The 23,883-nt window shown below is 41.7% G+C and carries 32 protein-coding genes and 1 pseudogene; 17 read left to right on the plus strand and 16 right to left on the minus strand.

What is annotated here, in order from left to right; genetic code table 11:
- Nucleotides 1–314: transposase (locus tag SALPA_RS22185; protein ID WP_145102187.1), on the minus strand; the 314-nt coding region annotated here is incomplete at its 3' end.
- 154 nt (nucleotides 315–468) lie between these two features.
- On the opposite strand from SALPA_RS22185, the gene SALPA_RS22190 reads away from it, so the two are divergent.
- Complete coding sequence (locus SALPA_RS22190) at nucleotides 469–654, plus strand: hypothetical protein (protein WP_255451306.1); 186 nt, start codon at nucleotides 469–471, stop codon at nucleotides 652–654.
- On the opposite strand, the gene SALPA_RS31670 is transcribed toward SALPA_RS22190, so the two are convergent.
- Together SALPA_RS31670 and SALPA_RS22195 are read right to left on the minus strand one after the other, a co-directional pair.
- Entirely contained in the window at nucleotides 625–747 is a 123-nt protein-coding gene (locus SALPA_RS31670; protein ID WP_255451464.1) for a hypothetical protein, read from the minus strand. The two genes, SALPA_RS22190 and SALPA_RS31670, sit on opposite strands and share 30 nt — an antisense overlap.
- Before the next feature lie 191 nt (nucleotides 748–938).
- Entirely contained in the window at nucleotides 939–1,886 is a 948-nt protein-coding gene (locus SALPA_RS22195; RefSeq protein WP_145099089.1) for a tripartite tricarboxylate transporter substrate binding protein, read from the minus strand.
- 535 nt (nucleotides 1,887–2,421) lie between these two features.
- On the opposite strand from SALPA_RS22195, the gene SALPA_RS22200 reads away from it, so the two are divergent.
- The 16 genes and pseudogenes from SALPA_RS22200 to SALPA_RS22260 form a co-directional block, all read left to right on the plus strand.
- Nucleotides 2,422–3,006 (plus strand): hypothetical protein, encoded by a 585-nt coding sequence (locus SALPA_RS22200; RefSeq protein ID WP_186451179.1) that lies wholly within the window; start codon nucleotides 2,422–2,424, stop codon nucleotides 3,004–3,006.
- A 309-nt stretch (nucleotides 3,007–3,315) separates the two neighbouring features.
- Entirely contained in the window at nucleotides 3,316–3,471 is a 156-nt protein-coding gene (locus SALPA_RS29215) for a hypothetical protein (RefSeq protein WP_186451180.1), read from the plus strand.
- Nucleotides 3,472–3,587: 116 nt separating this feature from the next.
- Nucleotides 3,588–4,307, plus strand: a complete 720-nt coding sequence (locus tag SALPA_RS22205; RefSeq protein WP_145099092.1) for a helix-turn-helix domain-containing protein — start codon at nucleotides 3,588–3,590, stop codon at nucleotides 4,305–4,307.
- A gap of 145 nt (nucleotides 4,308–4,452) precedes the next feature.
- Complete coding sequence (locus SALPA_RS22210) at nucleotides 4,453–4,923, plus strand: DDE-type integrase/transposase/recombinase (protein WP_186451181.1); 471 nt, start codon at nucleotides 4,453–4,455, stop codon at nucleotides 4,921–4,923.
- Nucleotides 4,924–5,451: 528 nt separating this feature from the next.
- Complete coding sequence (locus SALPA_RS22215; RefSeq protein WP_222428084.1) at nucleotides 5,452–6,063, plus strand: reverse transcriptase N-terminal domain-containing protein; 612 nt, start codon at nucleotides 5,452–5,454, stop codon at nucleotides 6,061–6,063.
- A gap of 484 nt (nucleotides 6,064–6,547) precedes the next feature.
- Nucleotides 6,548–7,282 (plus strand): reverse transcriptase domain-containing protein, encoded by a 735-nt coding sequence (locus SALPA_RS22220; RefSeq protein WP_145099098.1) that lies wholly within the window; start codon nucleotides 6,548–6,550, stop codon nucleotides 7,280–7,282.
- A complete protein-coding gene (locus SALPA_RS33320) occupies nucleotides 7,210–7,836 on the plus strand; it encodes a reverse transcriptase domain-containing protein (RefSeq protein WP_145102190.1) in 627 nt (208 codons plus the stop codon). The genes SALPA_RS22220 and SALPA_RS33320 overlap by 73 nt, the downstream gene beginning before the upstream one ends.
- Nucleotides 7,808–8,497: a reverse transcriptase domain-containing protein gene (locus SALPA_RS30550; protein WP_222428085.1), complete on the plus strand. Its 690-nt coding sequence runs from the start codon at nucleotides 7,808–7,810 to the stop codon at nucleotides 8,495–8,497. Before SALPA_RS33320 ends, SALPA_RS30550 begins: the two co-directional genes overlap by 29 nt.
- A 9-nt stretch (nucleotides 8,498–8,506) precedes the next feature.
- Entirely contained in the window at nucleotides 8,507–8,839 is a 333-nt protein-coding gene (locus SALPA_RS33325; protein WP_222428198.1) for a group II intron maturase-specific domain-containing protein, read from the plus strand.
- A gap of 199 nt (nucleotides 8,840–9,038) precedes the next feature.
- A complete protein-coding gene (locus SALPA_RS30560) occupies nucleotides 9,039–9,197 on the plus strand; it encodes a hypothetical protein (protein ID WP_222427942.1) in 159 nt (52 codons plus the stop codon).
- Nucleotides 9,198–9,396: 199 nt separating this feature from the next.
- On the plus strand, nucleotides 9,397–10,704 hold the full coding sequence (gene ltrA / locus SALPA_RS22235; protein WP_145099101.1) for a group II intron reverse transcriptase/maturase: 1,308 nt from the start codon (nucleotides 9,397–9,399) through the stop codon (nucleotides 10,702–10,704).
- Nucleotides 10,705–11,017: 313 nt separating this feature from the next.
- On the plus strand, nucleotides 11,018–11,197 hold the full coding sequence (locus SALPA_RS22240) for an IS3 family transposase (protein WP_255451443.1): 180 nt from the start codon (nucleotides 11,018–11,020) through the stop codon (nucleotides 11,195–11,197).
- Nucleotides 11,198–11,850: 653 nt separating this feature from the next.
- Nucleotides 11,851–12,222, plus strand: a complete 372-nt coding sequence (locus SALPA_RS22245; RefSeq protein WP_145099107.1) for a hypothetical protein — start codon at nucleotides 11,851–11,853, stop codon at nucleotides 12,220–12,222.
- 257 nt (nucleotides 12,223–12,479) lie between these two features.
- Nucleotides 12,480–13,370 carry a hypothetical protein gene (locus SALPA_RS22250; RefSeq protein ID WP_222428086.1) on the plus strand — a complete coding sequence of 297 codons (891 nt, stop codon included), beginning with the start codon at nucleotides 12,480–12,482 and terminating at the stop codon, nucleotides 13,368–13,370.
- Between the two features lie 140 nt (nucleotides 13,371–13,510).
- The gene (locus SALPA_RS30565) at nucleotides 13,511–13,711 is read left to right on the plus strand and encodes an aspartyl-phosphate phosphatase Spo0E family protein (protein WP_222428087.1); all 201 of its coding nucleotides are present in this window, start codon (nucleotides 13,511–13,513) and stop codon (nucleotides 13,709–13,711) included.
- 492 nt (nucleotides 13,712–14,203) lie between these two features.
- Nucleotides 14,204–15,259: pseudogene (locus tag SALPA_RS22260) on the plus strand (YifB family Mg chelatase-like AAA ATPase); the annotation flags it as partial.
- Here SALPA_RS22260 and SALPA_RS22265 read toward each other — a convergent pair.
- From SALPA_RS22265 to SALPA_RS22325, 13 genes are all read right to left on the minus strand, one after another.
- On the minus strand, nucleotides 15,231–16,832 hold the full coding sequence (locus tag SALPA_RS22265) for a recombinase family protein (RefSeq protein WP_145099117.1): 1,602 nt from the start codon (nucleotides 16,830–16,832) through the stop codon (nucleotides 15,231–15,233). The pseudogene SALPA_RS22260 and the gene SALPA_RS22265 sit on opposite strands and share 29 nt — an antisense overlap.
- Before the next feature lie 244 nt (nucleotides 16,833–17,076).
- Entirely contained in the window at nucleotides 17,077–17,424 is a 348-nt protein-coding gene (locus SALPA_RS22270) for a hypothetical protein (RefSeq protein WP_222428088.1), read from the minus strand.
- A gap of 166 nt (nucleotides 17,425–17,590) precedes the next feature.
- Nucleotides 17,591–18,343, minus strand: a complete 753-nt coding sequence (locus SALPA_RS22275; RefSeq protein WP_145099123.1) for a DUF5131 family protein — start codon at nucleotides 18,341–18,343, stop codon at nucleotides 17,591–17,593.
- Between the two features lie 54 nt (nucleotides 18,344–18,397).
- Nucleotides 18,398–19,726 (minus strand): three-Cys-motif partner protein TcmP, encoded by a 1,329-nt coding sequence (locus tag SALPA_RS22280; RefSeq protein WP_145099126.1) that lies wholly within the window; start codon nucleotides 19,724–19,726, stop codon nucleotides 18,398–18,400.
- Between the two features lie 4 nt (nucleotides 19,727–19,730).
- Nucleotides 19,731–19,976 carry a zinc-ribbon domain-containing protein gene (locus SALPA_RS22285; RefSeq protein ID WP_145099129.1) on the minus strand — a complete coding sequence of 82 codons (246 nt, stop codon included), beginning with the start codon at nucleotides 19,974–19,976 and terminating at the stop codon, nucleotides 19,731–19,733.
- 15 nt (nucleotides 19,977–19,991) lie between these two features.
- Complete coding sequence (locus tag SALPA_RS22290; protein ID WP_145099132.1) at nucleotides 19,992–20,237, minus strand: hypothetical protein; 246 nt, start codon at nucleotides 20,235–20,237, stop codon at nucleotides 19,992–19,994.
- A 152-nt stretch (nucleotides 20,238–20,389) separates the two neighbouring features.
- The gene (locus SALPA_RS22295; protein WP_145102192.1) at nucleotides 20,390–21,037 is read right to left on the minus strand and encodes a vancomycin high temperature exclusion protein; all 648 of its coding nucleotides are present in this window, start codon (nucleotides 21,035–21,037) and stop codon (nucleotides 20,390–20,392) included.
- A gap of 75 nt (nucleotides 21,038–21,112) precedes the next feature.
- Nucleotides 21,113–21,358, minus strand: coding sequence for a hypothetical protein (locus SALPA_RS22300; RefSeq protein ID WP_145099135.1), 246 nt, complete (start codon nucleotides 21,356–21,358; stop codon nucleotides 21,113–21,115).
- A gap of 219 nt (nucleotides 21,359–21,577) precedes the next feature.
- The gene (locus SALPA_RS22305; RefSeq protein WP_145099138.1) at nucleotides 21,578–22,027 is read right to left on the minus strand and encodes a hypothetical protein; all 450 of its coding nucleotides are present in this window, start codon (nucleotides 22,025–22,027) and stop codon (nucleotides 21,578–21,580) included.
- 18 nt (nucleotides 22,028–22,045) lie between these two features.
- Nucleotides 22,046–22,249: a hypothetical protein gene (locus tag SALPA_RS22310; protein WP_145099141.1), complete on the minus strand. Its 204-nt coding sequence runs from the start codon at nucleotides 22,247–22,249 to the stop codon at nucleotides 22,046–22,048.
- 71 nt (nucleotides 22,250–22,320) lie between these two features.
- Nucleotides 22,321–22,674 (minus strand): DUF898 family protein, encoded by a 354-nt coding sequence (locus SALPA_RS22315; protein ID WP_145099144.1) that lies wholly within the window; start codon nucleotides 22,672–22,674, stop codon nucleotides 22,321–22,323.
- Between the two features lie 38 nt (nucleotides 22,675–22,712).
- Complete coding sequence (locus tag SALPA_RS22320; RefSeq protein ID WP_145099147.1) at nucleotides 22,713–22,976, minus strand: Ada metal-binding domain-containing protein; 264 nt, start codon at nucleotides 22,974–22,976, stop codon at nucleotides 22,713–22,715.
- A 57-nt stretch (nucleotides 22,977–23,033) separates the two neighbouring features.
- On the minus strand, nucleotides 23,034–23,630 hold the full coding sequence (locus tag SALPA_RS22325; RefSeq protein WP_145099150.1) for a flavodoxin family protein: 597 nt from the start codon (nucleotides 23,628–23,630) through the stop codon (nucleotides 23,034–23,036).
- Nucleotides 23,631–23,883 lie beyond the last annotated feature (253 nt).

Genomic DNA, 23,883 nt, shown 5'->3' on the forward strand with positions numbered 1-23,883 from the left:
GGTGCTTTTTCCCGGCCCAGCAGGTACATGAAATTGACGTCTCGCCGGCAGGATTGTTCCAGTTTGCGGCTGGAATAAATGCCATTCATGTATCCATATACGAGAATTTTAAACAGACGTTTCGGTGACTTCTCGATTCTCCCCAGGCGGGAGTACGCGGCATACAATCTTCTGTAATCCATCCTTTCCATGACCGCGTTGAGTAATCGCACCGAATCATCTGCCGGGATCATTTCGCCGATGTCCATGGGGATAACCAGTTGATATACATTCCCGTTTGTTGTATAATCTGGTTGTAATTTCTTTGTTTTCACAAACTTGATTTTACAACAAAAGACGGCTCCCGGCTACATACCGGGGCCGTCTTTTGTTTTTTTAGGCCTGCTTTAGTGCAACAGCCCCTTTTTTTATTTCCGATTATTACCGTTTACTATTTGCGAACATTTGCTCTATACTAAATAAAAACAAATGTTCTATTGGAGGCTACCTGCTATAAACCATACTATCCTGCACGTTGACCTCAACCACTTTTATGCAAGCGTAGAATGCCTCTATAACCCTGTAATTCGCGATAAACCGGTAATAGTCTGCGGTAATGCTGCAGCCCGGCACGGAATAGTGTCACTAAAAATTATCGTCTTGCTTTATAATTGATAAATTGCTCATATTACACTCATTCGGTTTTCTTTCCCTAATCGCTACAACCTTAATTTCAATGCCTTCACGATCTCCAATGATCTTAGCCAACGTTTCGAAAAATTTTTGCACATTTAAACAATTGCATGTTTTTTTGTCTGGCATTTTAATTTTGGATCACCTCATTCAAACAAGGTCATTTAGTTAAGCCCCTGGCGTGTGCCGGGGGTCATTTTTAGGAAAATTAGTCCATCCGGATATATAGGAGGCAGACCAATGATGATTTAGAAAGCTGCCCACGATTATTTTTTTTGATTGGCAATTAAATCTACAATGCCGGTTTCTTTTACAATTTTCGTAAGCTTAGCATTGTCAGCTATCCACTGATCACCGAATTCATCTGGGCCCATGTAATGGACTGACATTCCCAGTTCCTCCATATTCTTTTTGAAGTCAGGGTCATTAATCATTTCCCTTAGCCCGGCTGCCAGCCTGGCCTTTTCCGCTGGCGGCATACCCTTGGGAGCTGCAATTCCGTTCCAAAAATTGAAAGCAACATCGATTCCCTGTTCTTTGAAGGTTGGCACATTCTCAAAGTCTGAGAGAGTTAATCTATTCTCCTCTGCAACCCCTAGTATTCTGATAGTACCGCTTTTTACATGTTCTTTTAGAACAGCCGGATTATATGCGATCATAAGCTGAATATGTTCACCCAGTAGAGCCGCAATGGATTCGGATTCACCCCTGAAAGGCACTTGTACGATATTAATACCAGCTTCTTTAGCAAATAATTCTCCCGTAATATGCACAGGTGTGCCTAACCCCGAGTGACCAAATTTGATTTCGCCGGGATGCTGCTTAGCATAACTTACTAATTTACTCAGATTTTTCCATGGTCTATCTGCAAGAGTAGCCACTATCGCAGGTGAAGATACAACATTAACTAACGGTTCCAATGCTGTAGGATAATGATATCTTGTCTGCCCATAAAGTGGCTGTAATATGATGCCAGGACCAATCATTCCAATTGTATAGCCATCAGGTTTTGCACCGGCAATTTCATTCATGGCAATGGTGGTTGCACCACCAGGCATATTGACTACCACCAACGGCTGACCCAAATGCTTCTGGGCTGACTTTTCCAGCGCCCTTGCTACCATATCTGTGCTACCACCGGCGGCATACGGCACAATTATCGTAATCGGTTTTGTCGGATATTTTTCAGAAACCGTACTCTCTTTTGCTCCCATGCTACAACCTCCTAGCGTGATTGTCATGCCTAATAGGCTGGTAATTCCAATAAGTAAAACCCGTTTAAAATTCATTATCCGGAATTCCATCTCCTCTCATAATGACATCATGAAATGATGCTTTTTCTTTGGGGTTCGCTCAGTTGGCATCACTCCTTATCGATTGTTGATTTATTGTAAAATTGTGTAATATTATAATTAATACCACAAAATAACATTAAATTCCTGCTTTTGACAAAAAATAAATTAACAGCCGGGATCTATCGGCTGTTTATACTAGACTTACTGTCATTTTTACTTCATTAGGCGTAATTTATGGTACTCTGACTGCTGATGCTTAAACAGTTTTTTATTTATCCTCACTTTTACACCAGTCAGCCAATCTTAGCCGTATCCGTCGGGTACGGCTTTTTGTTTTTGAATGCCTTGATTAGCTGGTTTTGAAATATTACAATAGTATTAAGCCATTATTAGTAGTATAGAATGAGTAAAATTCTTGGTACTTCCGAAACCGATGATAGAAAGGAGCGATTCCATGAAAAAATGGAGGATTTTATTTATTACATTGTTAGGTGCTTTTTGTTTTTGTAGTAGTGCATTTGCATCATCATTTCCCCAGAAGTTCGATGATAGGCCGCTTGAACTTATCCCGGGCAAGATTATAGGATATTTTTTGTGGCAGGATAAAGAAGGCGTGCATTTGCGAATGACAACTGATGGAAGCGCGCATAATTTCAACGGAACTATAAGTACTGATGGTAATTTTGAGGATGTTTTTGGTAAGTACAACAAAGACAATAATGATTGCTTTCAGATTAATAAGAAGGGCAAAGAGATAACCTACAAATTTACGACTTCAGGAGATGAGAGAGCGATTGACTTTCACATATCTAAAGGAAAGTATGTGAATTTTAGGCTATCGATGGATGAGAACAATGTAAATCCTAAATACATAATTATTGGTAAAGACGGATGGAATCCTATCAGTAACGAAGTTGTTTTACGGTATAAAAAGTACAGTGATCACGAGGAGCCGAATGTAGTTATTCTTGAGCAAGATATTTGGTGGCCTGATAGGTATTACAATCATAGGCATTGGCGCGAACCGAGATTCCGTTAAAAAAATAGATGATCATACCTGTATAAGATTTTAAAGGGGCACAAAATGATGTTAGAATTACTAGATCTAATAAAGGACTATCTTATGTGGGCTGCGATTATTTCTGTTGCTGTAATTATTGCTAAATTTATCTATATAATTTAGGACCTTGGCGTGTGCCGGGGGTGCCAAGCGGCGGTAAACGACCAAACGTCGGACGTAAAAGAGGCTCGGCTACCTCAGACCGGACAGCGCAATTCACAAAGCGTATAATCCCGGCAGAAAAGACACTGCTAGAGGAATATTTAAATAAATTAAGGGGTAGTAAAAATGACTAATAAGGAAAAGCAAGATTACCGGGAACAATTAAAATCTATCTGTAAAGATATGCACGAATCTTGCATGATCGATAGTTGTTACCCAGATGAATCAGTCAAACAAGCATTAAGAAATTTACAGCAAGCAATTTTATTGTTAAAAGATTAGTCAGCCTAACCGCTGGGCTTATCTTTAGGAATAAAATTAAAGCCCTCGGCGCTGGTGATATGCTACCCCTAGATAGGACAGTGAAAAAATACATTGTCTTGTCTGGGGGTATTTCTATGTCACATAAAAGCAAAATCCATGCGGAATTGAAGCTACAAGCCTGTAGGGATGTTATTGATGGAAAATGCAGTATCAGGGGAGCAGCCCAGTCCTTACAGGTAGACACCAAAACGCTTCGAGAATGGGTATCTAGCTATCGCAAGGAAGGAATTGACGGACTCATTCCACGAAATCATTGCAAGGTCTATCCGCCAAAGGTAAAACTGGCTGCTGTTCAAGATTATCTCAGCGGCTCTATGACAATGTCGCAGATTTGCGAAAAATACGGAATCCGAAAAGAAGCTCAATTGCATAATTGGGTAAAGAAGTATAATAGTCATGAGAAGTTTCAACTTCGGACAGGAGGAAGCCGTATCATGACTAAGACGAGAAAGACTACGCAGAAAGAACGACTGGAGATTGCCCAGTATTGCATAGCACACGATAACAATTATGGAGAAGCCGCGATTGCCTTCAAAGTATCTTACCAGCAGGTTTTCCAGTGGATGAAAAAATATCGTGAAATGGGAAAAGACGGCCTGGAAGACCGCCGCGGGCACCGAGCGGGTACGTTACCCAGTCGTACCCCGGAGGAAGAGCTTAGGGACCGTGTCGCTCAACTGGAGCGCAAAAACTATTGGCTACAGATGGAAAATGATGCGCTAAAAAAACTGGACGAATTGGAAAGGAGGGATGCCTTGGCTTTACACGCCAAGAAAGAGAATACGAAGCGATAAAACAACTTTCAGAGGCGAATCTAGCACATTATCCAGTTTGGGGACTTTGCCAGATTTTCCATGTAACTCGTTCGGCTTATTACCATTGGCTGGAAGGGGGCAAAAGCCCAAGCGAGCAGGAAAACGAGCGGCTGGCCCGGAGGTCATGGAAATTCACCGGGAACATCCTGACAAGGGATACCGCAGGATTCGTGATGATCTCAACCGCCAATACCATGAGCATGTGAATGACAAACGTGTTCTTCGGATTGATCGTAAGCTGCATATCCAGTCGAGCATTAAGCACCGTCAGAACTGCTGCACGCGCCGGGCATCTGATCCAACTTACACGGCTGAGAACATTCTGAACCGGAAATTCCATGCCGATGCACCAAACGAAAAGTGGTTGACCGATGTGACGGAATTCAAGTATTATGTAGGTCCAGTGATCCACAAGCTCTACCTGAGTGCCATCCTGGATTTATATGATCGCCGGATTGTGTCGTATGTACTAAGCGACCACAACGATAATCGGTTGGTCTTTGATACTTTTGATGAAGCTGTGAAAACCGATCCCGAAGCGCATCCCCTATTTCACAGTGACCGTGGGTTCCAGGTGCGACAAGAAGTCGCATGATATATTGCTACAATGCTACCCTATCCATTCAGGGTAACCCTATTGTGACTAGCGTAAATGGTAACGTTTGGGTTAGAAAGCTCACAAGACAATGCAGAAATCCGAGTAGCCTAAAACTGGGATAACTGCTAGGGTAAGAAAGCTATGGTAACATAAAGTGAATCACCGTAGGAATCGTTACGCTGGAGGAAGCGAAATAGGCTGAGACGCTTCGACCAAAATGGTAAGGAGTCAAGCAAAGGCCAACTGTTAAACCAATGCGAATGGATGAAGAACTCCCGGTTTAAAGGTGGCTCCTAAGGCTTTCACAATTATATATCATGCGGAACTTGGTAAACCCTATATGCTCTCATGCAAATGAGGTATCAAACCGCAAGGAGATGAAACAGCATAGAGGGCAGAAGAAAAGGATAAAAAGCGAACGCTACTTTTTGTAATGAAAGAAGATGAGGGTTCAAACTTTGCCCTAACTCGAAAGAGTGCTGACTTATTCTGTGGTATTTCTTGGCAGGGAAGGACGGTAAACCTATGAACTTTAGTAACTCAACGACGGATAACACCGAGAGGCTAAAGAACACAAGAAAACTAACCCACCAATGGGAAACTATTGACTGGGTACTAGCTGAAAACTATGTTAATAGGCTACAAACCCGAATCGCTAAGGCAACAGTGACAGGTAACAAGAACAAAGCTAAAAGGCTACAATACTTACTAACCCATTCGTTTTATGCCAAAGCCTATGCAGTAAAGAAAGTAACATCGAACAAGGGTAAGAGTACTTCTGGCGTTGACAGAAAGCTCTGGTCGACCTCTGCAGCCAAAATGAAAGCTGTGCTAGCACTTACAGACAAGCACTATAGAGCTAAGTCACTCAGACGAGTTTTCATCGAAAAGAAAGGGAAAAACAAGTTGCGCCCACTGGGCATTCCAACCATGTATGATAGAGCTATGCAGACACTATACGCACTATCATTGGAACCAATAGCTGAAATCTCGGCAGACCAAATATCATTCGGCTTTCGCAGAGGAAGAAGTGCCAAAGACGCCTGTGAACAGCTGTTTTGTGTACTAGCAAGAAAATGTTCACCAACCTGGATATTAGAAGGCGATATCAAAGGCTGTTTTGGTGCGCCAGAATAAGCCTGGTGCTTTCAGCGGGTGAGATTCCCGTCCCGGAAAGGAGCAAAGCCACTCCACCGGGAATTGAGTCTTGGGTTTGTGATTGGCAACAACACGAGCTAAGCGTAGACAGAGCGACAATCGGGCCGTAACGCAAGTGAAGCGATTGAGCCTCGTGAGACATCCGGGGGCCGACATGGTCGAAAACATGGAAGGCTATAGTAGGTAACCGATAGAGGCGATGGTTATCGGAGACCCCGGCGGGGTCTGAGAGCATGGCACGACTGGAAATGGAAGCATTAAGGAACCTGGGAGATCCACCGCGGTCTTTACTAAGTAGAGTACGCCAACTAAAAGGACCATCCATAAGGCGGCGGATGCCGCGGTGGAAGTCGGACTCGCTGATAGTACTCAGAATGTGGGAAAGCCACATACACGGGGAAGCGGCGGGACAGAGTGATTGCCTGACAGGGATACATTTACTACACACAGAGGCAGGAAAAGAATGTCAACACAACTGAGCAGGATAGCAGTAAAAGCAAAACTAGAACCCAAACTACGCTTTACATCTCTGGCACACCTCATTACACCAGAGTTTCTAAAAGAAACATGGCGGCTAATGAACCGTAAAGGAGCAGGCGGAGTTGATGGAGAGACCACGTCTGAGTTTGGAAACGATTTAGATGGTCGAGTTCTGGATATCTGGGAGCGACTTAAAGCTAACCAGTACAAAGCACCGCCGGTACGGCGTGTAGAAATACCAAAAGGTGAGGGAAAGACCAGACCCTTAGGCATACCAACCGTAGAGGATAGACTGGTGCAAAGAGCGGTTGCCCAGATTCTAGAAGCTGTATTCGAAGCCGATTTCGTGGATCAATCATACGGATTCCGGCCCGGTAGAAATCCGCACCAGGCGTTAAGAGCACTAAGGACGCACATAGTGACAAAGAAAGTACGGCACGTGTTCGAAGCGGATATCCGTGGTTATTTCAACCACATTAATCACGAGTGGCTGATGAAAATGATTAGACAACGGATAGCTGACCCCGCGATTAGTAAGCTGATAGGCAAATGGCTTAAGGCTGGTGTAATGCAAAACGGAGTGGTCGTTCGCAACGAAGAAGGTGCACCCCAGGGGGGACCAATCAGTCCAATTTTGGCAAACATATATTTGCACTTGTCCTTGATCTCTGGTTCGAGAAGAAGTGCAAAAAGTGGTTTCAAGGGGAAGCCTACCTAACTCGTTTTGCCGATGACTTTATGGTTTGTTTCCAATACAAACGAGATGCTGAGAACTTCCAAACGCTACTGATTGAACGTATGCGTAAATTTGGACTGGATTTGGCCCCGGAAAAGACACGTCTAATGATCTTTGGCCGTTATGCCAAAGAACGCAGGGCAGAATATGATGAAAAGCCAGATACCTTTGTCTTCCTTGGCTTTAAACACGTATGCGGACTGGACAATAAAGGTAAGTTCACCTTAGTCCGAATCCCAGCGAAAAAGAGCTGTAGGAAATTTCTGGACCGAGTTCATATCTGGTTAAAGAGGCATATGCACTGGAAGCGTAGGGACCAGCAGAAGCAACTTTGTTTGATGCTTAATGGTTTCTATCAATATTTTGCACTTTACCACTGCAAACCTAAGCTGGACTGGATACATCAGGAAGTAGAACGACAATGGGCCAGAAGTCTACGCCGTAGAAGTCAAAGACACAAGATGTACTGGTGCTATCTCAAAAGTCGACAATGGTTTGAACTGCCTTATGCCAAAACTCTCCACCCAACGGTTTAAATTTCTTTACTGTAATGCGCTCTGGGGAGCCCGGTGCGGAAAAACTGCACGCCGGGTTCTGCTTGGGGCTGGCAGTACAAGGGTAAAACCAAGACTGCCTTCTACCAACCACAACATTAATCATGAATGGCTTCAAGAAAATATACCCATGAACGAAAGAATAATGAAGCAATTCCTAAAATCAGGATTTATTTATAAAGGCAATCTATTTCCTACCGACAGAGGTTCCCCACAAGGAGGAGCCATTTCAAGTCTATATGCAAACATGGCACTCGATGGTATTGAAAAGCTAATTCAAGATAAATACCACCGAAATTCCAAAGGAAAAATAGAAAATCACTATCGAGCCAAAACCAAAGTAAACATCATAAGATATGCCGATGATTTTGTTATCACTGCAGACACAAAAGAAATAGCTGAAGAAGTTAAAAACCTTGTCAGTCAATTTCTTGAAACACGCGGACTAACTTTATCTGAAGAGAAAACGGTAATTACTCATATAGACAATGGTTTCGATTTTCTCGGCTGGACATTCCGGAAATTCAAAGGAAAGCTAATTATTAAACCGTCAAAATCCTCAATAAAAGCACTGGTCAGGAAATGTGCCACTATCATTCTGAAAGAAGGAAAAGCAACAAGCCAATCAGATTTAATCCGCTGATTAAATCAAATACTTAGAGGATGGTCAAACTACCACAGACACGTAGTTGCAAGCCAAGCCTTCTCCTACGTCAATAACACAATATATCTCTTACTGCAACGATGGGCAAAACATCGCCATCCTAACAAGAATCAATGGTGGCGGTTGAACAAATACTGGCATGAAAAGAATGGTAAGCCCTGGCTGTTCATGACAGATGAATCTAGTCTTATAAACCTAAGAAGAATAGATATTATCCGACATCCCAAACTGCAGATTTCTAAAAATCCCTTCATAGACGAAACATATTTTACAAAAAGAAAGCTACAGTTGCAATCACTGTTTGCCGCCAGAAATGGTTAAGAAATGCTTGAGCCGTATGAGCGGGAAACTCTCAAGTCCGGTTGTGCGTCCAGATAAGGCTGGCGTGTTCAGCAGGAGTTAGTCCTGCCGGGGTAAAAGTCAGAACCCCGTAGCTTGGATAGCAGGGTGGCGGGAAACCAAGACTCTGAAGCCTATCGACAACCGTTTCCGAGGGAAACGTGCGAGTGATCGGGCCGTAATGAAGATGAACGTAAATGTGGCCTCGAAAGTGAAGAAATCCGAAGGTCGAGCCCGCAACCGTGAGGGCGAAGGCAGTATGGGTAACCGAATTCTGACTGATACGGTTATACCACTTTGGCGGGGTGGAAGCGACGGCACGATAACAAGGACATGCTAAGAAACTGGAGAAGCCCTCCTCGTCCCGGTGCGAAATCACTGGAGCAAGGTAGGCCTTATAACCGGAAAACCCGGGAAGTGGGCTGAAGGCGAGAGGGTGGCGGATGGGTTCGTACTAGCTAAGAAGCCAGGTAATGCTGGTGGAGCGAAGGGGCCCTGCGGTTTGTAAGATTCTCGACAACAAGGGAGGCAAGGACGAGATGATAAAGGCGTCCATCAGTTTGCAGGACCTGAGGAGAGGAATATACGTCAAGGCGAAGGCTGAACCGTCCTGGCGATTCTGGGGGTTGTACGTCCATATATGCAAAAAGGAAACGTTACGCGAAGCGTACAGATTGGCTAAGAATAATAACGGTGCCCCTGGTATTGATGGAGTAACATTTGAGGCTATTGAAGCGCAAAGCGTAGAGGCTTTTCTTGAGGAAATACAGGACGAACTTATTGGGTGCACCTATCGACCACTACGAGCGAGACGGCAGGAAATACCAAAGGACGGAGGAAAAGTGCGCGTCCTATCAATACCCGCAATCCGTGACCGAGTGGTTCAGGGGGCACTCAAGCTTATATTGGAGCCGATCTTCGAGGCGGATTTCCAACCGGGGTCATATGGATATCGACCGAAACGTACTGCTCATGAAGCGGTGCACAGGGTAGCAACAGCGATTATCCAGAGAAAAACTCGGGTTATAGATTTGGATTTACGCGCCTATTTTGATACTGTGCGGCATCAATTGCTGCTTGACAAAATAGCACGCCGGATTAATGACCAGTACGTTATGCATCTAATAAAATTGATGCTGACGGCAGCGGGTGGTAAGCAAGGAGTACCACAAGGCGGGGTGATTTCGCCGTTGTTCAGTAACATCTATCTCACAGAGGTAGATCGGATGCTAGAACGAGCTAAAGAAGTTACACGCAGTGGGCGATACACCTACGTTGAATATGCAAGATTTGCTGACGATCTGGTGGTGCTGATTGATGCATATCCACGCCATGACTGGTTGCTGAAAGCGGTAAGTAAGCGACTCCGGGAAGAGTTTGCCAAACTACAAGTTGAAGTAAATGAAGAGAAGAGTCGCACTGTAGATCTGGGATGCAAGGAAAGTTTTGGCTTTCTAGGATTTGACTTTCGTCAGCTTCGGAGCATCAAGAACAGTGCATGGCGGGCGCACTATACGCCAAAGCTGAAAAAGCGAACGGCGCTGCTACAGAAACTCAAAGATATATTTCGACGATACCAGTCGCAACCGATAGATCGGGTGGTACAGCTAATAAATCCGATACTGCGGGGATGGGTGAATTATTTTGCTGTTGGACACTCCAGTGAGTGCTTCAGCTTTATCAAAGACTGGGTGGAAAAGAAGGTACGTCGCCACATGGGGCGATCCAGGAACCAGCAGGGCTTCGGTTGGAAAAGGTGGAGTAGGCATTGGCTATACAACGAACTCAAGCTATTTAATGGATATCGAGTTCACCGTAGGTCAGAGACGAAAACGTTACCAACTTGATAGGTCTCATAAACCTTAACGAGAAACAAACCGGAGAGCGTAGTGCGGGAAATCCGCACGCTGCGTTCGACGTGGCGGAGGCTGGAAACGTGACTAAGATAGCCGGACTGAGTTTCATCGTGAAAACGATGAAATTTTTCGCTGGAAACTTATGGGATGCGCGCGCCAGTCTTCGACCCTACCTCAGACGAGGAAAAGGGAGTAATCCCTTTTCTTTAGTCGATTATACCAGCCGCGGATTTCACAACAGACTAATAGAACATAAGACGACACAAAGCATGTCCCGCGTTGCTCATTGCATCGACAACGGCCGATGGAAGGAGTCTGGGGAATTTTGAAGCGTGAGATGTATTACGGTCACAAATTTACCAGTCGCCAAGAACTGATGCATGCAGTTCGCAGCTATATCTACTACTACAACTTTGAATGTCTGCAGCGCCACTTAAATGTGATGACGCCGTACGAATACCATGAACAGTACAAAGCTGCATAAGAAAACAGCTCATCATTACGGATGAGTTGCAAAGAAATTCTTATATTTTTTGATTGTCCTCTTGACGGGGTGCACACCACAATGTGCCGGGGGCTTTCTTATTTAGAGAACCGCTCAACAGGGCTCATAAAAGATAATATAATTGCAGATAATAGGACTTCTGTATCTTTATGGGGAGATTCCAGCAATTAGTATTCAAAAACAATAAGTCATAGCTTAAATGTAGTCGTCACTGGGTTCGTCCTGGTAGGCGATTTTTAATTATTTGTGCTGGTCTTAAATATATTTTAAAAAACTTATTGTATATTTAAACACGTCTCCTCTCAGTAATTTGTCACAGCCTCGGGAAACCGGGGCCTTTTTATTTTAGGCAAAGGAACAAGGGATTTAAGCTACCTTTCGCAATTTAGCTGTGAGTCTTGTGGTGAGGCAATGTATCCACGCTATTACAGATAGTTTGGACCGGTGAGGAAGTATCAAAGGGCTCAGTCATGGAACAGATTTGAATATCAACCATGGGTTCTGATCAAGAGGCTATACATTCTATTTGGCCTGTCAAGAATTTATTCTCATATGATTTACAGGAAAATATTTATTTTCATTGAATTCTTTAATTACCAATAATTATAAATTTCTAGAGGAGATGACTATCAATGGTGAATTACGAAAATATTGCTGAAGTAATTTCATTATATTGGCCAGATGAATATGAAATTTGTGGAAAGGAAAATGTTAAAAATATTATTGAAGATGTTTTGTCTGGAAATGCTGCGCCAGAAAACTTTGCTTCGACAGGGCTTGGACATGACTTCGACATTTCGATAGATTTGACAACTGTTTTAGCTGCAGCACAGCTTATTGTGGCCGTAATCCAATGTGTAAAAGAAAATGGATCTGATAAATCCAGAATCGAAGTTATTATCAAAGAGAGTATGGACAAAAATGGTAAATATCTTAGAACTATTGAATATAAACCTAAAGACAACTTTATCGAAACTCTTATAAAAATGGTAATAAAAAAGTGAATCCTTTTAAAACACGTTATCTTGCTCCTGTTTTTTCAAATTTGCAGTATATTTATGAAAAAACAGTAGAGTATCCCATTATTCTTTTTTTCCTTATTCAATTTTTTTATTCGTTTAGTTGGCAAACAGGTTTGGGTGTAATATTATCTATATATGGATCTGGCCTTTGGGTTTATTATTTGAGATCCCAATATAACCTAAAGCAGTATAATAATTTGTTTTCGCATTTGGCCGAATTCTCCCATTGTTCTTACGAAATGTATAAGTTAGAACAAGTAGTAAAAGATTTTCATGTTGATGAATTAGGTTTAAATATATTCGAAGCAGGTTATGCCAGTGTGATATATAATGGGCAATTGCGTACTTCTAATCTTGGATGGTTATGTGTTATAAAACGTGAAGATCGTGTAGGTAAAAGATTTCATGGCTTACAAACTGCATTTTTATTTATGGATAGTCCATCATATATAATAAGCGGAACATCGCCAAGCGATATGACTCCAACACAAAAATTTTGTTTTTTTCATGAACTTGGCCATTTATCGAGAAATCAAGAAAAAATCAAACAAATGGGAGCAAGAAATAAAATATTAAGTATATTATTTATTTTTTTTGCTATCATATTTACAAGCATTAACATAATAGCAATTATTATTTCAATTATTTTCTGCCTGATTTTCATTGTACTAGGAGAATTAATTAGTTTAAGAAAAGTCGAGATGGAACTTGACGCGGATTCTTTTGCTATATTTATGATGTATAAGCATCCTTGTTTTGCGAATGTAGAGAGGTTAATAAAAAAAAATAGAAATAATCATGAGGAATATAAAAAATACAACGATTGGTTTGATAGATTCAAGGATTGGGCAGCAGATCCAGCAATAATCTCATTAAATAGTAGTCGCAATGCTCTTTATAACTATAATGCAAGTACTGAAATAATTAGAAAACCGCATTTTATGTACAATCTTGTACTGGGAGTTTTAATCTATATTATATCGTTATTCAGTATTGAACCGAGTAATCTGGACATGTTGCTTTTACTGATGATACTTTTAGTAATACCCTTTTTTCTAATTATAAGAAATAAAAAATTAGAAATGAAATTTCTTAAGGCCGCGGAAGATTTGTTATTTCCTGAAAACTGACTGGATTTCCTGGAGCCCGGCAGTGCAATCGAGTTTCTTGCCATAAAGATTGTCTGCTGGGACTTAAGCTTTGAGTATAGGTTAGAGAACTTTTATTTTAATGTTCCGTTATTTGTAAAATTTGTTATAATATATACACATTGTGTTTAAAAGCGGAAGGGATTGAGGTAAAAGTGGTAGCAATTTTAGCAAGCATTGAGCATTTACGCCAAAAAATGCATGAACTTGTGGAGGTTTACGGAATAGGTAGCCATCAGGCTTTGATTGCAAGCCAACAGTTAGATGCTGAATTAAACGCATACTATACACTACAAAGAAATGTTGAAAAAATTGCATCATGACTAATGGTATCTGATTACCGCTCTGTCCTTCGGGGTACGGCTTTTTAGATAATGTCAAAGGGGTTGAATTCGGCATTGAGTACACTGTATTCCGTAATGGGATTTTTACTTTCCAATACAACGACTTAGAGCTCAAAAGTGATTGTGGGTGGTATTCTGGTGACAAAGACAAGAAAAACTTCTTTGCTCAGTTAGAGTATAGTTTCTAATATCCAGGCGGATTTTGTAGTCATTTATAGCTAGCTGGGTACTCCTTCAAACTTTCATAACTTTGCCCACGCATACTATAGACAGCGGTGTACGGAAAATGAATGTAGGGGTATTTTTGTGGCAGCAACATTCAGAAAGTGAAATGACTAACAATTGTTAGCCATTTCACTTTTTCCTTTAAATAGGCAGGATTTGCAGTCAATTATCCAGAATAACTAAAACATCTCAATGTAATCACATAATAAATTGCGTTTGGTAGTTGAATGGCGGTGAAGGTAACTTGTGTTTGCGCAAACATTTGGTTCAACAACATTAGGATTAAATGGGATATTAATAAATGTTGAAGTGGATATTGCCAACGGTATTCCAGCCTTTGATATTGTGGGCTTGCCGGACACTGCTGTACGTGAATCGCGGGAACGCGTACGGGCTGCGATTAAAAATAGTGGTTTCGAATTTCCTGCCCGGCGCATTACCGTAAATTTAGCACCAGCTGATATTAAGAAAGATAGTTCAGGCCTTGATTTGCCTATTGCCGTAGGCATTTTAGCTGCAAGCGGTCAGCTTAAACCAACGAATTGCCGCAGTCAGGTGTTCGCAGGGGAATTGTCTTTAGAAGGCCGTTTGCGAGCGGTAGCAGGTATATTATCGATGGCGGCTAACTGCCAAAATAATAATATCGCCGAAATGATTGTAGCTCCAGAAAACGTGCAAGAAGCGCTATTGGCTGGAAATTTGACAGTTTATGCACCGGAAACACTGACAGCGGTTGTTGAGCATCTTAAGGGTGTAAGGATTCTGCCTGCAGCGCTTCCAAACTTACACGAAAGCCAAAACCTTGATGCTGAACTTGATTTTGCCGATGTACAAGGTCAAATCGTTGCCAAGCGGGCACTGGAGATAGCTGCAGCGGGTTTTCACAATGTCATGATGGTTGGACCGCCAGGTTCAGGGAAAACAATGCTTGCAAGACGGATTCCATCGATACTTCCTGATATGACAGCGCAAGAGGCACTTGAAGTAACAAAAATTTATAGCGTTGCCGGAATGCTTAAGAATAATATTGGGTTAGTCCGCAATCGACCATTTCGCAGTCCACACCATACAGTGTCAACCGCAGGCATGATTGGCGGCGGAAGTGTGCCAAGACCAGGGGAGGTTACCTTAAGCCATAATGGCGTGCTATTTTTAGACGAACTACCTGAGTTTCCCCGAACCGTACTAGAAGTCCTGCGTCAGCCGCTTGAGGATGGCGAAGTAACTATTTCGCGAGTTAATGCTACCTTATCCTATCCCGCTAAGCTCATGCTCATTGCCGCATTAAATCCGTGTCCGTGTGTAGAACAATGGAACTAAACATATAATGAACGGTTACTGATGCCTGAGGATTTCCATCCTGGGGTTTTTCTGTTTCTATGACCACTTTTCTGACCATGGACTTCACGATCTCACGCTTAACCTCATACGGTGGCTCTGTATCACCAAGACGTGTCCTTAAGTCGGCCAGAAGTTGTTCAGCGGTGTCGTGTTGTACTGAAATATTCGCTTCCTGCTCAATGAGCTTACTCAATTCTTTGATTCGCATGTCTAATGCCAGCTTTTCAGAGGCTATCTTACCTAGTTGCTGTTCTAAGTCTTGGGCGTCAATGAGCTTTTTACGGTACAGGTCGATGATACTCTGCTTTTCGGAATTCTTCCCAGCAACTGTGTCTACTACTAGCCGTTTCTCGGACTCAAGAGATTCCTTCTTTGACTTGATTTCCTGCATGCTGCTATCGAGTGTTGCCAGTGCTTCACCTGGAGACATGATAAAATTTATGCAATCTTGCCATACCATCTGTTCTAGCCAATCGGCCGGTACATTCTTTGCTTGACATTTTCCCTGGTATTTTCCACGGTATGTTGTTTTCCCGTTACAAATGTAAAAAGCTTTGCCAGTATTATGAAGTTTTCCGCTGAAATTAAGGCCGCAATGACTGCATTTGACTAAACTGCGTAAGAGATAATGCCTTTTAGCATGTCGAGTCGCTTCCAGCCTGTTGTCGCTTAATACATTCTGAGCCTGGTTCCATGTTTCGACTGAAACAATAGCGGGTACTTCTCGTGTAATGATTTCACGAGCTTTTTTAGAGTGTTTTCCATAGTGGTGGACACCCATGTAGGTAGAGTTGACTATCATGTTCCTGATGCGCCCCGGATTCCACTTTCCCGAAGTATTTTCTTTTCGCTTCCCCTTCTTTAACTGGCGCCCATGAATGACATAGGATGGGGGAATCGCAAGTGCATTCAAGTAGTCAGCAATTTTGATAGTAGACATTTTTTGTTCGGTCATAAGTTGGTATATTAGGCGGATTACTCCTACCTCAGACATATCAAATCCCGGAATAAGATTCTCGTTTATTTCAAGGTAACCTTCCTCATTGACGTAGTAGCCATAGGGCACTATACCGCCAAGCCATTTGCCTTCCCGTGCCCAGCGGTTGGCTCCGAGCCAAAGTCGCTCAAGAGTAGTTGTTCTATCTAAATCCGCGACACCAGCCAAAATGGTAAGCGCAAATCGACCGGCCGGAGAGGAAGTATCAAAGGGCTCCGTCATAGAACGGATTTGAACGCCGTACTGTTCCAAGTCATAAATAGCATTGAGTATTATTCGGGCTGTTCGGCCAAGGCGGTCAAGTTTATACACAAGCACTGTTTTGATTTTACCGGCTTTGGCATCTTCGATAAGGCGGCCACCTTCTGGACGCTCATGAAGGGAGATAGTGCCGCTGATGCCATCATCTTTATATATATCTGTGAGCGGTATTTCGTGAAGGTCGCAATATTTGGTTCCAAACTGAATTTGTGTTTCAATGGTCCCGCGATCTGCCTGGTCGTCGGTGGATACTCTTGCTAAAAGGACTGTGGACATGGGAACACCTCCTAAGTTACAAACAGTGGTTTATTTATTACCCGTACTGGTTTTAAAAAGTTTAAGAGAAGTTTTCTTACCTTTAGGAGAATGACGATCCAGTATTATTTTTGTATGCTCTGGGTTGCCCAGATCATACACAGGCAACCCATCGAGGCGAGGTATGGGGGTATTGTACTGTATGTAGTCCTGTAGCATAGCCTGTATATCAGCTAGTGTCGAATCTGGCAATTGATCTATGATTTTATAAATCTGGCAGCGTGTAATCAATGTAATCTCTCCTCGTTTTTACTCTTTTTAGCTCTTTTGCTTTAAGCAGGTTTCTTTGCCTGTTGCCGTGAGGATGGAGTTTAAAATCTGCAAGGGCTATTTCATGTGAGTGCTTTAAACTTTGCAGTAAGAGCTTAATAGATTCGGTGTCAGATTCTGCTGACCCCAAAATAGATATAAAGCCAGGTTGCCTAAGTCGCACATAACTCCAGAGTTTTTTAATTTCTGGGTCATTTTGAGCCGCTTGCTCAATTTGCTGGCTTAGTGGCGTTTCTACATTTTTAATTAGGTAAGAGTGGTCCATATTAATTAATCCTTTCATAGTACATATGTTCGGCATTGCAATGAAAAAAAATCCCCTAGTCAGGGGGGCTAGATATTTACAATAATCTTCTTGTTTGCGATCTTGCATGGTTCGTCTTCGGATAGTTTATTAGAAATACCTATTTGATATTTATAAAGGCAGGTGTTATTTCTCACTTTTATAATTAAAGCGCTAATATGTTGCCTGCAGTTTCTTGCTTTTTAGTATCTATAATGGGAACTTCATCCCAGATACGTCCATCTAAAAGACGACCAGCCTTTTTCTTATTTATGCCGCCCCATTGTTTAAAAAAGAATGGAACATTGTATTCTAGACATACATCTTTTATGTCTGTAACCCATTGTTTTTCCATAGGACGTGCACTTGGACCACTTTCTCCACCAACAATTACCCAGTCAATTCCCGAGAGGTCAAGATCAGGTAAAGGACCAATAAGCGGTTCGACTGATAAAAATTTAACATTAGCATTGGTTTGGCGTAAATGGTTAATTCTGTACATTACATCCGCATTCTCCACAGTAACGCCCATCCAAATGTTCGATGTCCAATTTAAAATAGGGGATAGTTCTGATAGACGATCAGCACGTTTAGTGAGTACTTGAAATCTATGCCAATGTGCTCGTTTCATTACGTCAAAAACTTTGAGAATATATTCAATAGGTATTTTTTCATGAAACAAATCGCTCATTGAATTAACAAAAATAATTTGTGGAGTCTTTAATTTTAATGGATAATCGAGCATACGCTCATGCAAAGTTAGCTCAAATCCATTCTGATAGTTTCGTTGACCCATAGCTTTTAAGCGTATTGCTAGTCTTTCGGCATAACAATTTAGGCAACCTGCACTGATTTTTGTGCAACCAGTTACCGGATTCCATGTGGATTCAGTCCACTCAATTTTAGATTTTCCAGCCATTGAAATCACCTCCTACTGTAAGTATAGCATAAAGGCACAATAAGAACAAATGTTCTAAAAAATGACTAATGTTTTATCAGCCATGGTTTTTACTCCATTTCTGATTTGTCTTACGGCAGGATTGCATCTGATACGGCCTTCACTTTCCAATTGCCGCAAAGCCTCCTTATAATTTGATATTATGAATGGAGTACCATAATTGTGTTCATCAAATATGTTTTTAACAGTAATTGTTCTGCCGCGATACCTGGTGCATAAATCTGTTTTAAGTTGTTCCAGTGTTAGACCATATCTGAATAATAAAGTTAATTGCGGATTTTGTACAGGAACAAACTCAAAGGTTCCTATACCTTCATCATCTGAACCTCCAGTCGAATGCATAATTTCTTTCATTATTTTATAGCCTAATGGATGTTTAGAAAGAAAAATAAGGTAATGACTAGTGCGTGAACCACGACTGCCTTTCGGTCTGAGAAAACGAAACGGAAGTACATAAGCTCTTTGATTGTTTATTCGTTCGAAAGATTTTGATAGCAAGTCAAGAATGGTCACTTCTCTGTCTGCCGGACGAAGATTCTGAATTGATGATCTTAGAGTTTCGATATTTTGTCCAAAGAGTGCCTCCATATGATGAACGACAAGAGGATTATTTATACCAGCATTTATACGGGAATAGTTTAAAAAGAAAATACAGTCACAGCCTTTGTCCTTCGTTAAAGAAGTAATTAGTTCTTTAGTAATACCTACGTATCCAAATGGATCAATAAAGGAAAATACAGGAATAAGGTTGATACTATTAAATTGCTGTGCTACAGCATTACCGACTGGACTATTTGAAAACTCAATTCTGGGTAAAATCAGTTCAATATGGGGTATTCGATTAATACATTCTTGTAGACGGGATATATTTCCTGAATCAATATCATTGAAGTATACATGTAATTTTCTTGCAATTTCAGGTTTTCTAAGTGCTGCTCTTAATAATTCCATTGGTGTTGACTCAGTGCCATCATCATAGCATCCCGGACCAGAAAACAAATCTACATATCCAATATTGTCGTGTGTTGCACTTACAATTCTAGACCATGCACTAAAATACTTTCTAACAATTTCGGTTTTTACTGCAGAAGCTTCTCGTTGCTGATCAAAAAATTCCATTATGTATAGCCTCTCCTTTAGAGTATTTGATTTACCGCTTACACTCCTTATACGTCCCATACTCTGCATTAATCTCACTGGTACCCAAACCCATCGACTCCGCACCTTGGCCGCCAAGTTTATTGCTGTTAAATCTACAGTATCATCTGTGCCACCAGCCTTGAGTAGCAGCTGATATATTCGCATGTCAGGCGTTGCACTTAAGAAGCGTTGGCGTCCAGACATTTCGTCATCCTGTCAGAAACTGATAAGCAATGAAAGCTAATAACAAGACTCCACTCGCAGCAATTATCGCTTGTTTTTGTGAGAGCGGTTCTGTTTGTTTTATGCCGTCCTTTTCCCTGCGCAATGCCTCTTTAATATCATCAAAAGTAGGCTGCGTGTCTCTGACTGTCTTAATAATCGGCTTACCACAGTTAGGGCATATATTAGCAGTATCAGGGCATTCATATCCGCAATATAGACATTTAATCATAGAACCGACATCCTTTTACAATTGAATTATACCTATACCAGCTGGCCAATTCTGAACTCTGTTAAGTAGGCTAAGCCATTCCGCTGTTGTTAGAATAACTTGACCAGGTTCTAATACAGTAGCCGGTATACGAAAGTTTTCAGCACTACCTAGGCCTGTTCCAGACAAATCGCCACCATAGGCTGAAATCGCTATACGATCAATTTTTTTGATAGGGAGAGTTTGATTTAGGAAAAAGTCCTTACTCACGATAGCTCTCATGAAAGCTAACTCCTTCAATTCTGCTTATTTTACAATACAATATCCCCGTACTGCAAAGAGTACTTCCGGTGGTATGTTTTACTCAATAGCTTCTCGCTTAACAGGAACAGCTGTGACTTTCCATCTTTAGAAATTTGTCTTTCACCTGCATCCTAATCCTCAGTAGCCCTGCCATCGCCATTAACTGGTATCTCATCACCTAAAAACTTTGGTTCCGGTTGGATGAATGTTGCCAAAAAGAAATCCTTGTTTCTTGCGGCTATCTCTCTCACTAAGTAAGAGTTCATTACAATGCCATAATCATGCATATCTGCTTTCAATCCATATGCCTCAATACCTAATTCTCTAGCATCGAAAACGGCTCTTAATAAATGGTACTCCTGGGTTACAATAATAAGCTTCTTAACTTTAAAGATATCCCTGGCCCTGTAAACACTCTGATAAGTATTGAATCCGGCATGATCCATAAAAATATCTTTAGCCGGTATATTTTTATTAACAAGATATTGTTTCATGGCATGTACTTCGTCATAATCTTTCTGCCCATGATCGCCACTAACAATTATTTTATCGGCTTTGCCTTCTTTGTAAAGATCATAGGCAACGCTCAACCGGTCATCAAGCATATATGAAACCGTGCCATCTGGAAAAACATATGCGCCCAAGACAAGAATTGCGTCAGCCTTAGGTATAAACTGCTCATCCATTATATAACGCGCCCCAACTTGTGAGACATACTTGTTAATACCATAGACTGATATTCCTAGTACCACCACAGCTATGAACAATCGAGTAACCATCGTTTTCAATATTTTTCCTCCCAGTCTACTAGCGCCTGCTAAGGGAACAAGTAGGGATAACTTTCAACTACTCCGTTAAAGTTCGATATCCACCATACTACCAGGCGATTCCTGAATCTTGGTAACCAGACTACGCCATTCATCCACAGTGAGGAAGGCTTGTCCAGGATCAACAACATAAGCTGGCACTCGAAAATTAACCGTATTGCCAAAGCTGGCAACAGCAAGAAGACCACCATATGCTGCTAAAGAGATGCGATCAAAGTCAATAATAGGGAGGGCCTGGTCCAAGAAAAAACGCTTATTGACTGAAATTTTCATGTATACGACCTCCTGTGGGGAATTATAAATTCTTGTTGGAGCGATCCCTGTACTATTTACCACCCAATACAATATTCATAGCCCGTGAAGATTTCGGCTGCTGAGCTCCTATGGCACTAACTAAGGAAAAAGAATCTATGAGAAAGAACTCGAACGCGTAAAAACCGAGAGCGCATCCAAGCCGCACCACCCTTTAAGGAAAAATCATAAATTCCGTGTTTATGATTTCATTTCACTTGGATAAATGCGGGTATAGAAGCGATAGAGCGGGGTACCATAGTAGCCCCCACTATTTCTCATTAAGGTGGTTACACTTGTAAGTCTTAGCCCACCATGCCACGCCCCAATACGAAAACAAGATGAATACTCAGTTTTATTTATCCCTTCAATTTTAGTAGTCGATTTAGAAGAATATTCTACCATGATGTAATCATAGTCTCCATATTTTTTACTAGGGTCTATTAAATTGGATTTGATAACTATTTGCGGTTTCCAATCATCGTTCAGCCAAATCCCTTCAATTGTATCTAGCTGCCTCCCCTCAAAATACTTTTGAATAACCTGCTCTTGCGTTAACCCCTGAAACGGGTTGTCCTCCGCATAAGCTGTTCCCGTAAAAATAAGGACTAACATTATAACTAACTTAATGATAAGAATTCTTTTGTTCATTGCTTTCTCTCCTGATATTTAATTTAATTGACTACAACTTTTTATCCACTCTATATAAAATGCGTCAATATAAAGCATAACTCCAAAACCAAAGATAATAGCCCAATTCATAGCCCGTGAAGATTTCGGTTGAGTACGTTCAGCCTGGATGCGCTCGCGGGTTTTTATACGTTCGAGTTCTTCCTCATAGATTTTTTGTTTCTCCCTTCGTGTAAGCGGCACGGGATATCACCTCTATGAAAAGATGCTTTTCACTTTTACCCCCACCCCTCGACAGAGGAACTCCTTTGGATTCAACAATTATTGATAGTTGCTGGAGTATTAGATTGTGGTATCATTTCATCGACAAAATAGGTATTTTCTGTTTCCCAACGCTTTAACTGGCAGTAGGCCCAGGGGGCGTATAGCCCCAAAGTAATAAAGGTTAAAATCATAATCAGAAGCCAGTGGCCCAAAAACTGAAATCCGGAACCGGTGAATACTAACTGGCGATTGTTCACATAAGTATTCTCTGCAATCCATCTTTGTAAGGCGGAATAAGCCCATGGGAAATATAGACCTAAAGTTATTATTGATATGACGGAAGTCCAAATTAGTAACCAGAGATAACCGAACCCAGTGCCACGGAATTCAAAAGTTTTTGACATGGTAATTCCTCCATAAATTTAGATTAAAATAATAGTGCTTACGGCCTACAAACCTTGCACGGCACATAACCCGCATCTATAGCCTCGTCTCGACTCTCAAAATAAACTTTATTGTCCTCATTCATTCGCCCGACATACCGACAATCGGAGTAATGAAACTTATGCGTCCGCGCATTGCCGATGTAGCTACTAGACAACGGGCAGACATCACCAGTGCAGTCAAGTGTAGCTGCACCAACAGCGGCTGTCAGGCCGAGGAGTAAAACAAGGGTAAGGATAAGAGCGGTTATTCGTTTGGTCATTTGATAAACCTCCTTAATTAATTTTTTGATTGGTACTTATTAGAGAGAACTTCATGATTAGGAGCGTAGTGACTGAGTTGCTTCTGCCACTTCCACAATGCGACGGGCCATAATTCGTGCTCGGTCTATGGCATTGATGTCTTTCATGGACGGCTGCTGCGCGCATACCCCATGATGCCCGCAGTCAAAATCTCGATGCCCGTCTCCAACAATGATCATCCCCTGAATTAGCATCAAGTCATGGATCGCCTTCACGGTAGTTTCCTGGCCGCCGAATCGGGCCATGGCAACAGACACTGCTCCACCCACTACGTTTAGTAAAGATCTGCTTCCCCAAAGTGTATTGGTTTTGTCCCAGAAAGCTGCCAGTTGCCCACTAATGGTGCCATAGTAGACTGGACTACCGATAATTAGGCCATCTGTCTGTCTGAGTGTTTCGAGTGCGTCGCCAAGCTTATTGCCTTCAGCACAAGCACCGATGCATGGATATGTACAGTTATTACAGAAAGGCAGGTCTAGATCAGCCAACACCTCAGCCGCATTGATTAATTTTGTTTTTGCTCCCGATTTTTCAGCCTCTGACAAAGCCTCACGGAGTAGGAGGGACGTGTTACCATCCCGGTTAGGGCTGCCGTTTATTGCCGTAATTAACAATGATGTCACCTCCAAATATTTTTCTGTTATGAAAATACAAAATACAGCCTGTCCAATCAGTGCTTGTTTTTGCTGAAATAAGCAAAATTTGAAATGGAATTATTAATATTTCATTATATCGACAATTGTAATGCTAATGTTATATAAAAACATGTCGATTTAACATGCTGCATAATGGGGAATTTTGTAGAAAAAACACAGGCTACTTGGCACAGCGCTGTGTTTTTTGATAAGAATCTACGATTGAATTTTT

The organism is Sporomusa sp. KB1, from assembly GCF_007830295.1.
GTDB lineage: Bacteria > Bacillota > Negativicutes > Sporomusales > Sporomusaceae > Sporomusa.

Bases quoted from the DNA above. Each gene is read 5' to 3' on its own strand.
- SALPA_RS22190 (WP_255451306.1), top strand. From the start codon at position 469: ATGTTCTATTGGAGGCTACCTGCTATAAACCATACTATCCTGCACGTT.
- SALPA_RS22195 (WP_145099089.1), bottom strand. From the start codon at position 1,886: ATGGGAGCAAAAGAGAGTACGGTTTCTGAAAAATATCCGACAAAACCG.
- SALPA_RS22200 (WP_186451179.1), top strand. From the start codon at position 2,422: ATGAAAAAATGGAGGATTTTATTTATTACATTGTTAGGTGCTTTTTGT.
- SALPA_RS29215 (WP_186451180.1), top strand. From the start codon at position 3,316: ATGACTAATAAGGAAAAGCAAGATTACCGGGAACAATTAAAATCTATC.
- SALPA_RS22205 (WP_145099092.1), top strand. From the start codon at position 3,588: ATGTCACATAAAAGCAAAATCCATGCGGAATTGAAGCTACAAGCCTGT.
- SALPA_RS22210 (WP_186451181.1), top strand. From the start codon at position 4,453: ATGGAAATTCACCGGGAACATCCTGACAAGGGATACCGCAGGATTCGT.
- SALPA_RS22215 (WP_222428084.1), top strand. From the start codon at position 5,452: ATGAACTTTAGTAACTCAACGACGGATAACACCGAGAGGCTAAAGAAC.
- SALPA_RS22220 (WP_145099098.1), top strand. From the start codon at position 6,548: ATGTCAACACAACTGAGCAGGATAGCAGTAAAAGCAAAACTAGAACCC.
- SALPA_RS30550 (WP_222428085.1), top strand. From the start codon at position 7,808: ATGCCAAAACTCTCCACCCAACGGTTTAAATTTCTTTACTGTAATGCG.
- SALPA_RS30560 (WP_222427942.1), top strand. From the start codon at position 9,039: ATGAAGATGAACGTAAATGTGGCCTCGAAAGTGAAGAAATCCGAAGGT.
- ltrA (WP_145099101.1), top strand. From the start codon at position 9,397: ATGATAAAGGCGTCCATCAGTTTGCAGGACCTGAGGAGAGGAATATAC.
- SALPA_RS22240 (WP_255451443.1), top strand. From the start codon at position 11,018: ATGGAAGGAGTCTGGGGAATTTTGAAGCGTGAGATGTATTACGGTCAC.
- SALPA_RS22245 (WP_145099107.1), top strand. From the start codon at position 11,851: ATGGTGAATTACGAAAATATTGCTGAAGTAATTTCATTATATTGGCCA.
- SALPA_RS22250 (WP_222428086.1), top strand. From the start codon at position 12,480: ATGTATAAGTTAGAACAAGTAGTAAAAGATTTTCATGTTGATGAATTA.
- SALPA_RS22265 (WP_145099117.1), bottom strand. From the start codon at position 16,832: ATGTCCACAGTCCTTTTAGCAAGAGTATCCACCGACGACCAGGCAGAT.
- SALPA_RS22270 (WP_222428088.1), bottom strand. From the start codon at position 17,424: ATGAAAGGATTAATTAATATGGACCACTCTTACCTAATTAAAAATGTA.
- SALPA_RS22275 (WP_145099123.1), bottom strand. From the start codon at position 18,343: ATGGCTGGAAAATCTAAAATTGAGTGGACTGAATCCACATGGAATCCG.
- SALPA_RS22280 (WP_145099126.1), bottom strand. From the start codon at position 19,726: ATGTCTGGACGCCAACGCTTCTTAAGTGCAACGCCTGACATGCGAATA.
- SALPA_RS22285 (WP_145099129.1), bottom strand. From the start codon at position 19,976: ATGATTAAATGTCTATATTGCGGATATGAATGCCCTGATACTGCTAAT.
- SALPA_RS22290 (WP_145099132.1), bottom strand. From the start codon at position 20,237: ATGAGAGCTATCGTGAGTAAGGACTTTTTCCTAAATCAAACTCTCCCT.
- SALPA_RS22295 (WP_145102192.1), bottom strand. From the start codon at position 21,037: ATGGTTACTCGATTGTTCATAGCTGTGGTGGTACTAGGAATATCAGTC.
- SALPA_RS22300 (WP_145099135.1), bottom strand. From the start codon at position 21,358: ATGAAAATTTCAGTCAATAAGCGTTTTTTCTTGGACCAGGCCCTCCCT.
- SALPA_RS22305 (WP_145099138.1), bottom strand. From the start codon at position 22,027: ATGAACAAAAGAATTCTTATCATTAAGTTAGTTATAATGTTAGTCCTT.
- SALPA_RS22315 (WP_145099144.1), bottom strand. From the start codon at position 22,674: ATGTCAAAAACTTTTGAATTCCGTGGCACTGGGTTCGGTTATCTCTGG.
- SALPA_RS22320 (WP_145099147.1), bottom strand. From the start codon at position 22,976: ATGACCAAACGAATAACCGCTCTTATCCTTACCCTTGTTTTACTCCTC.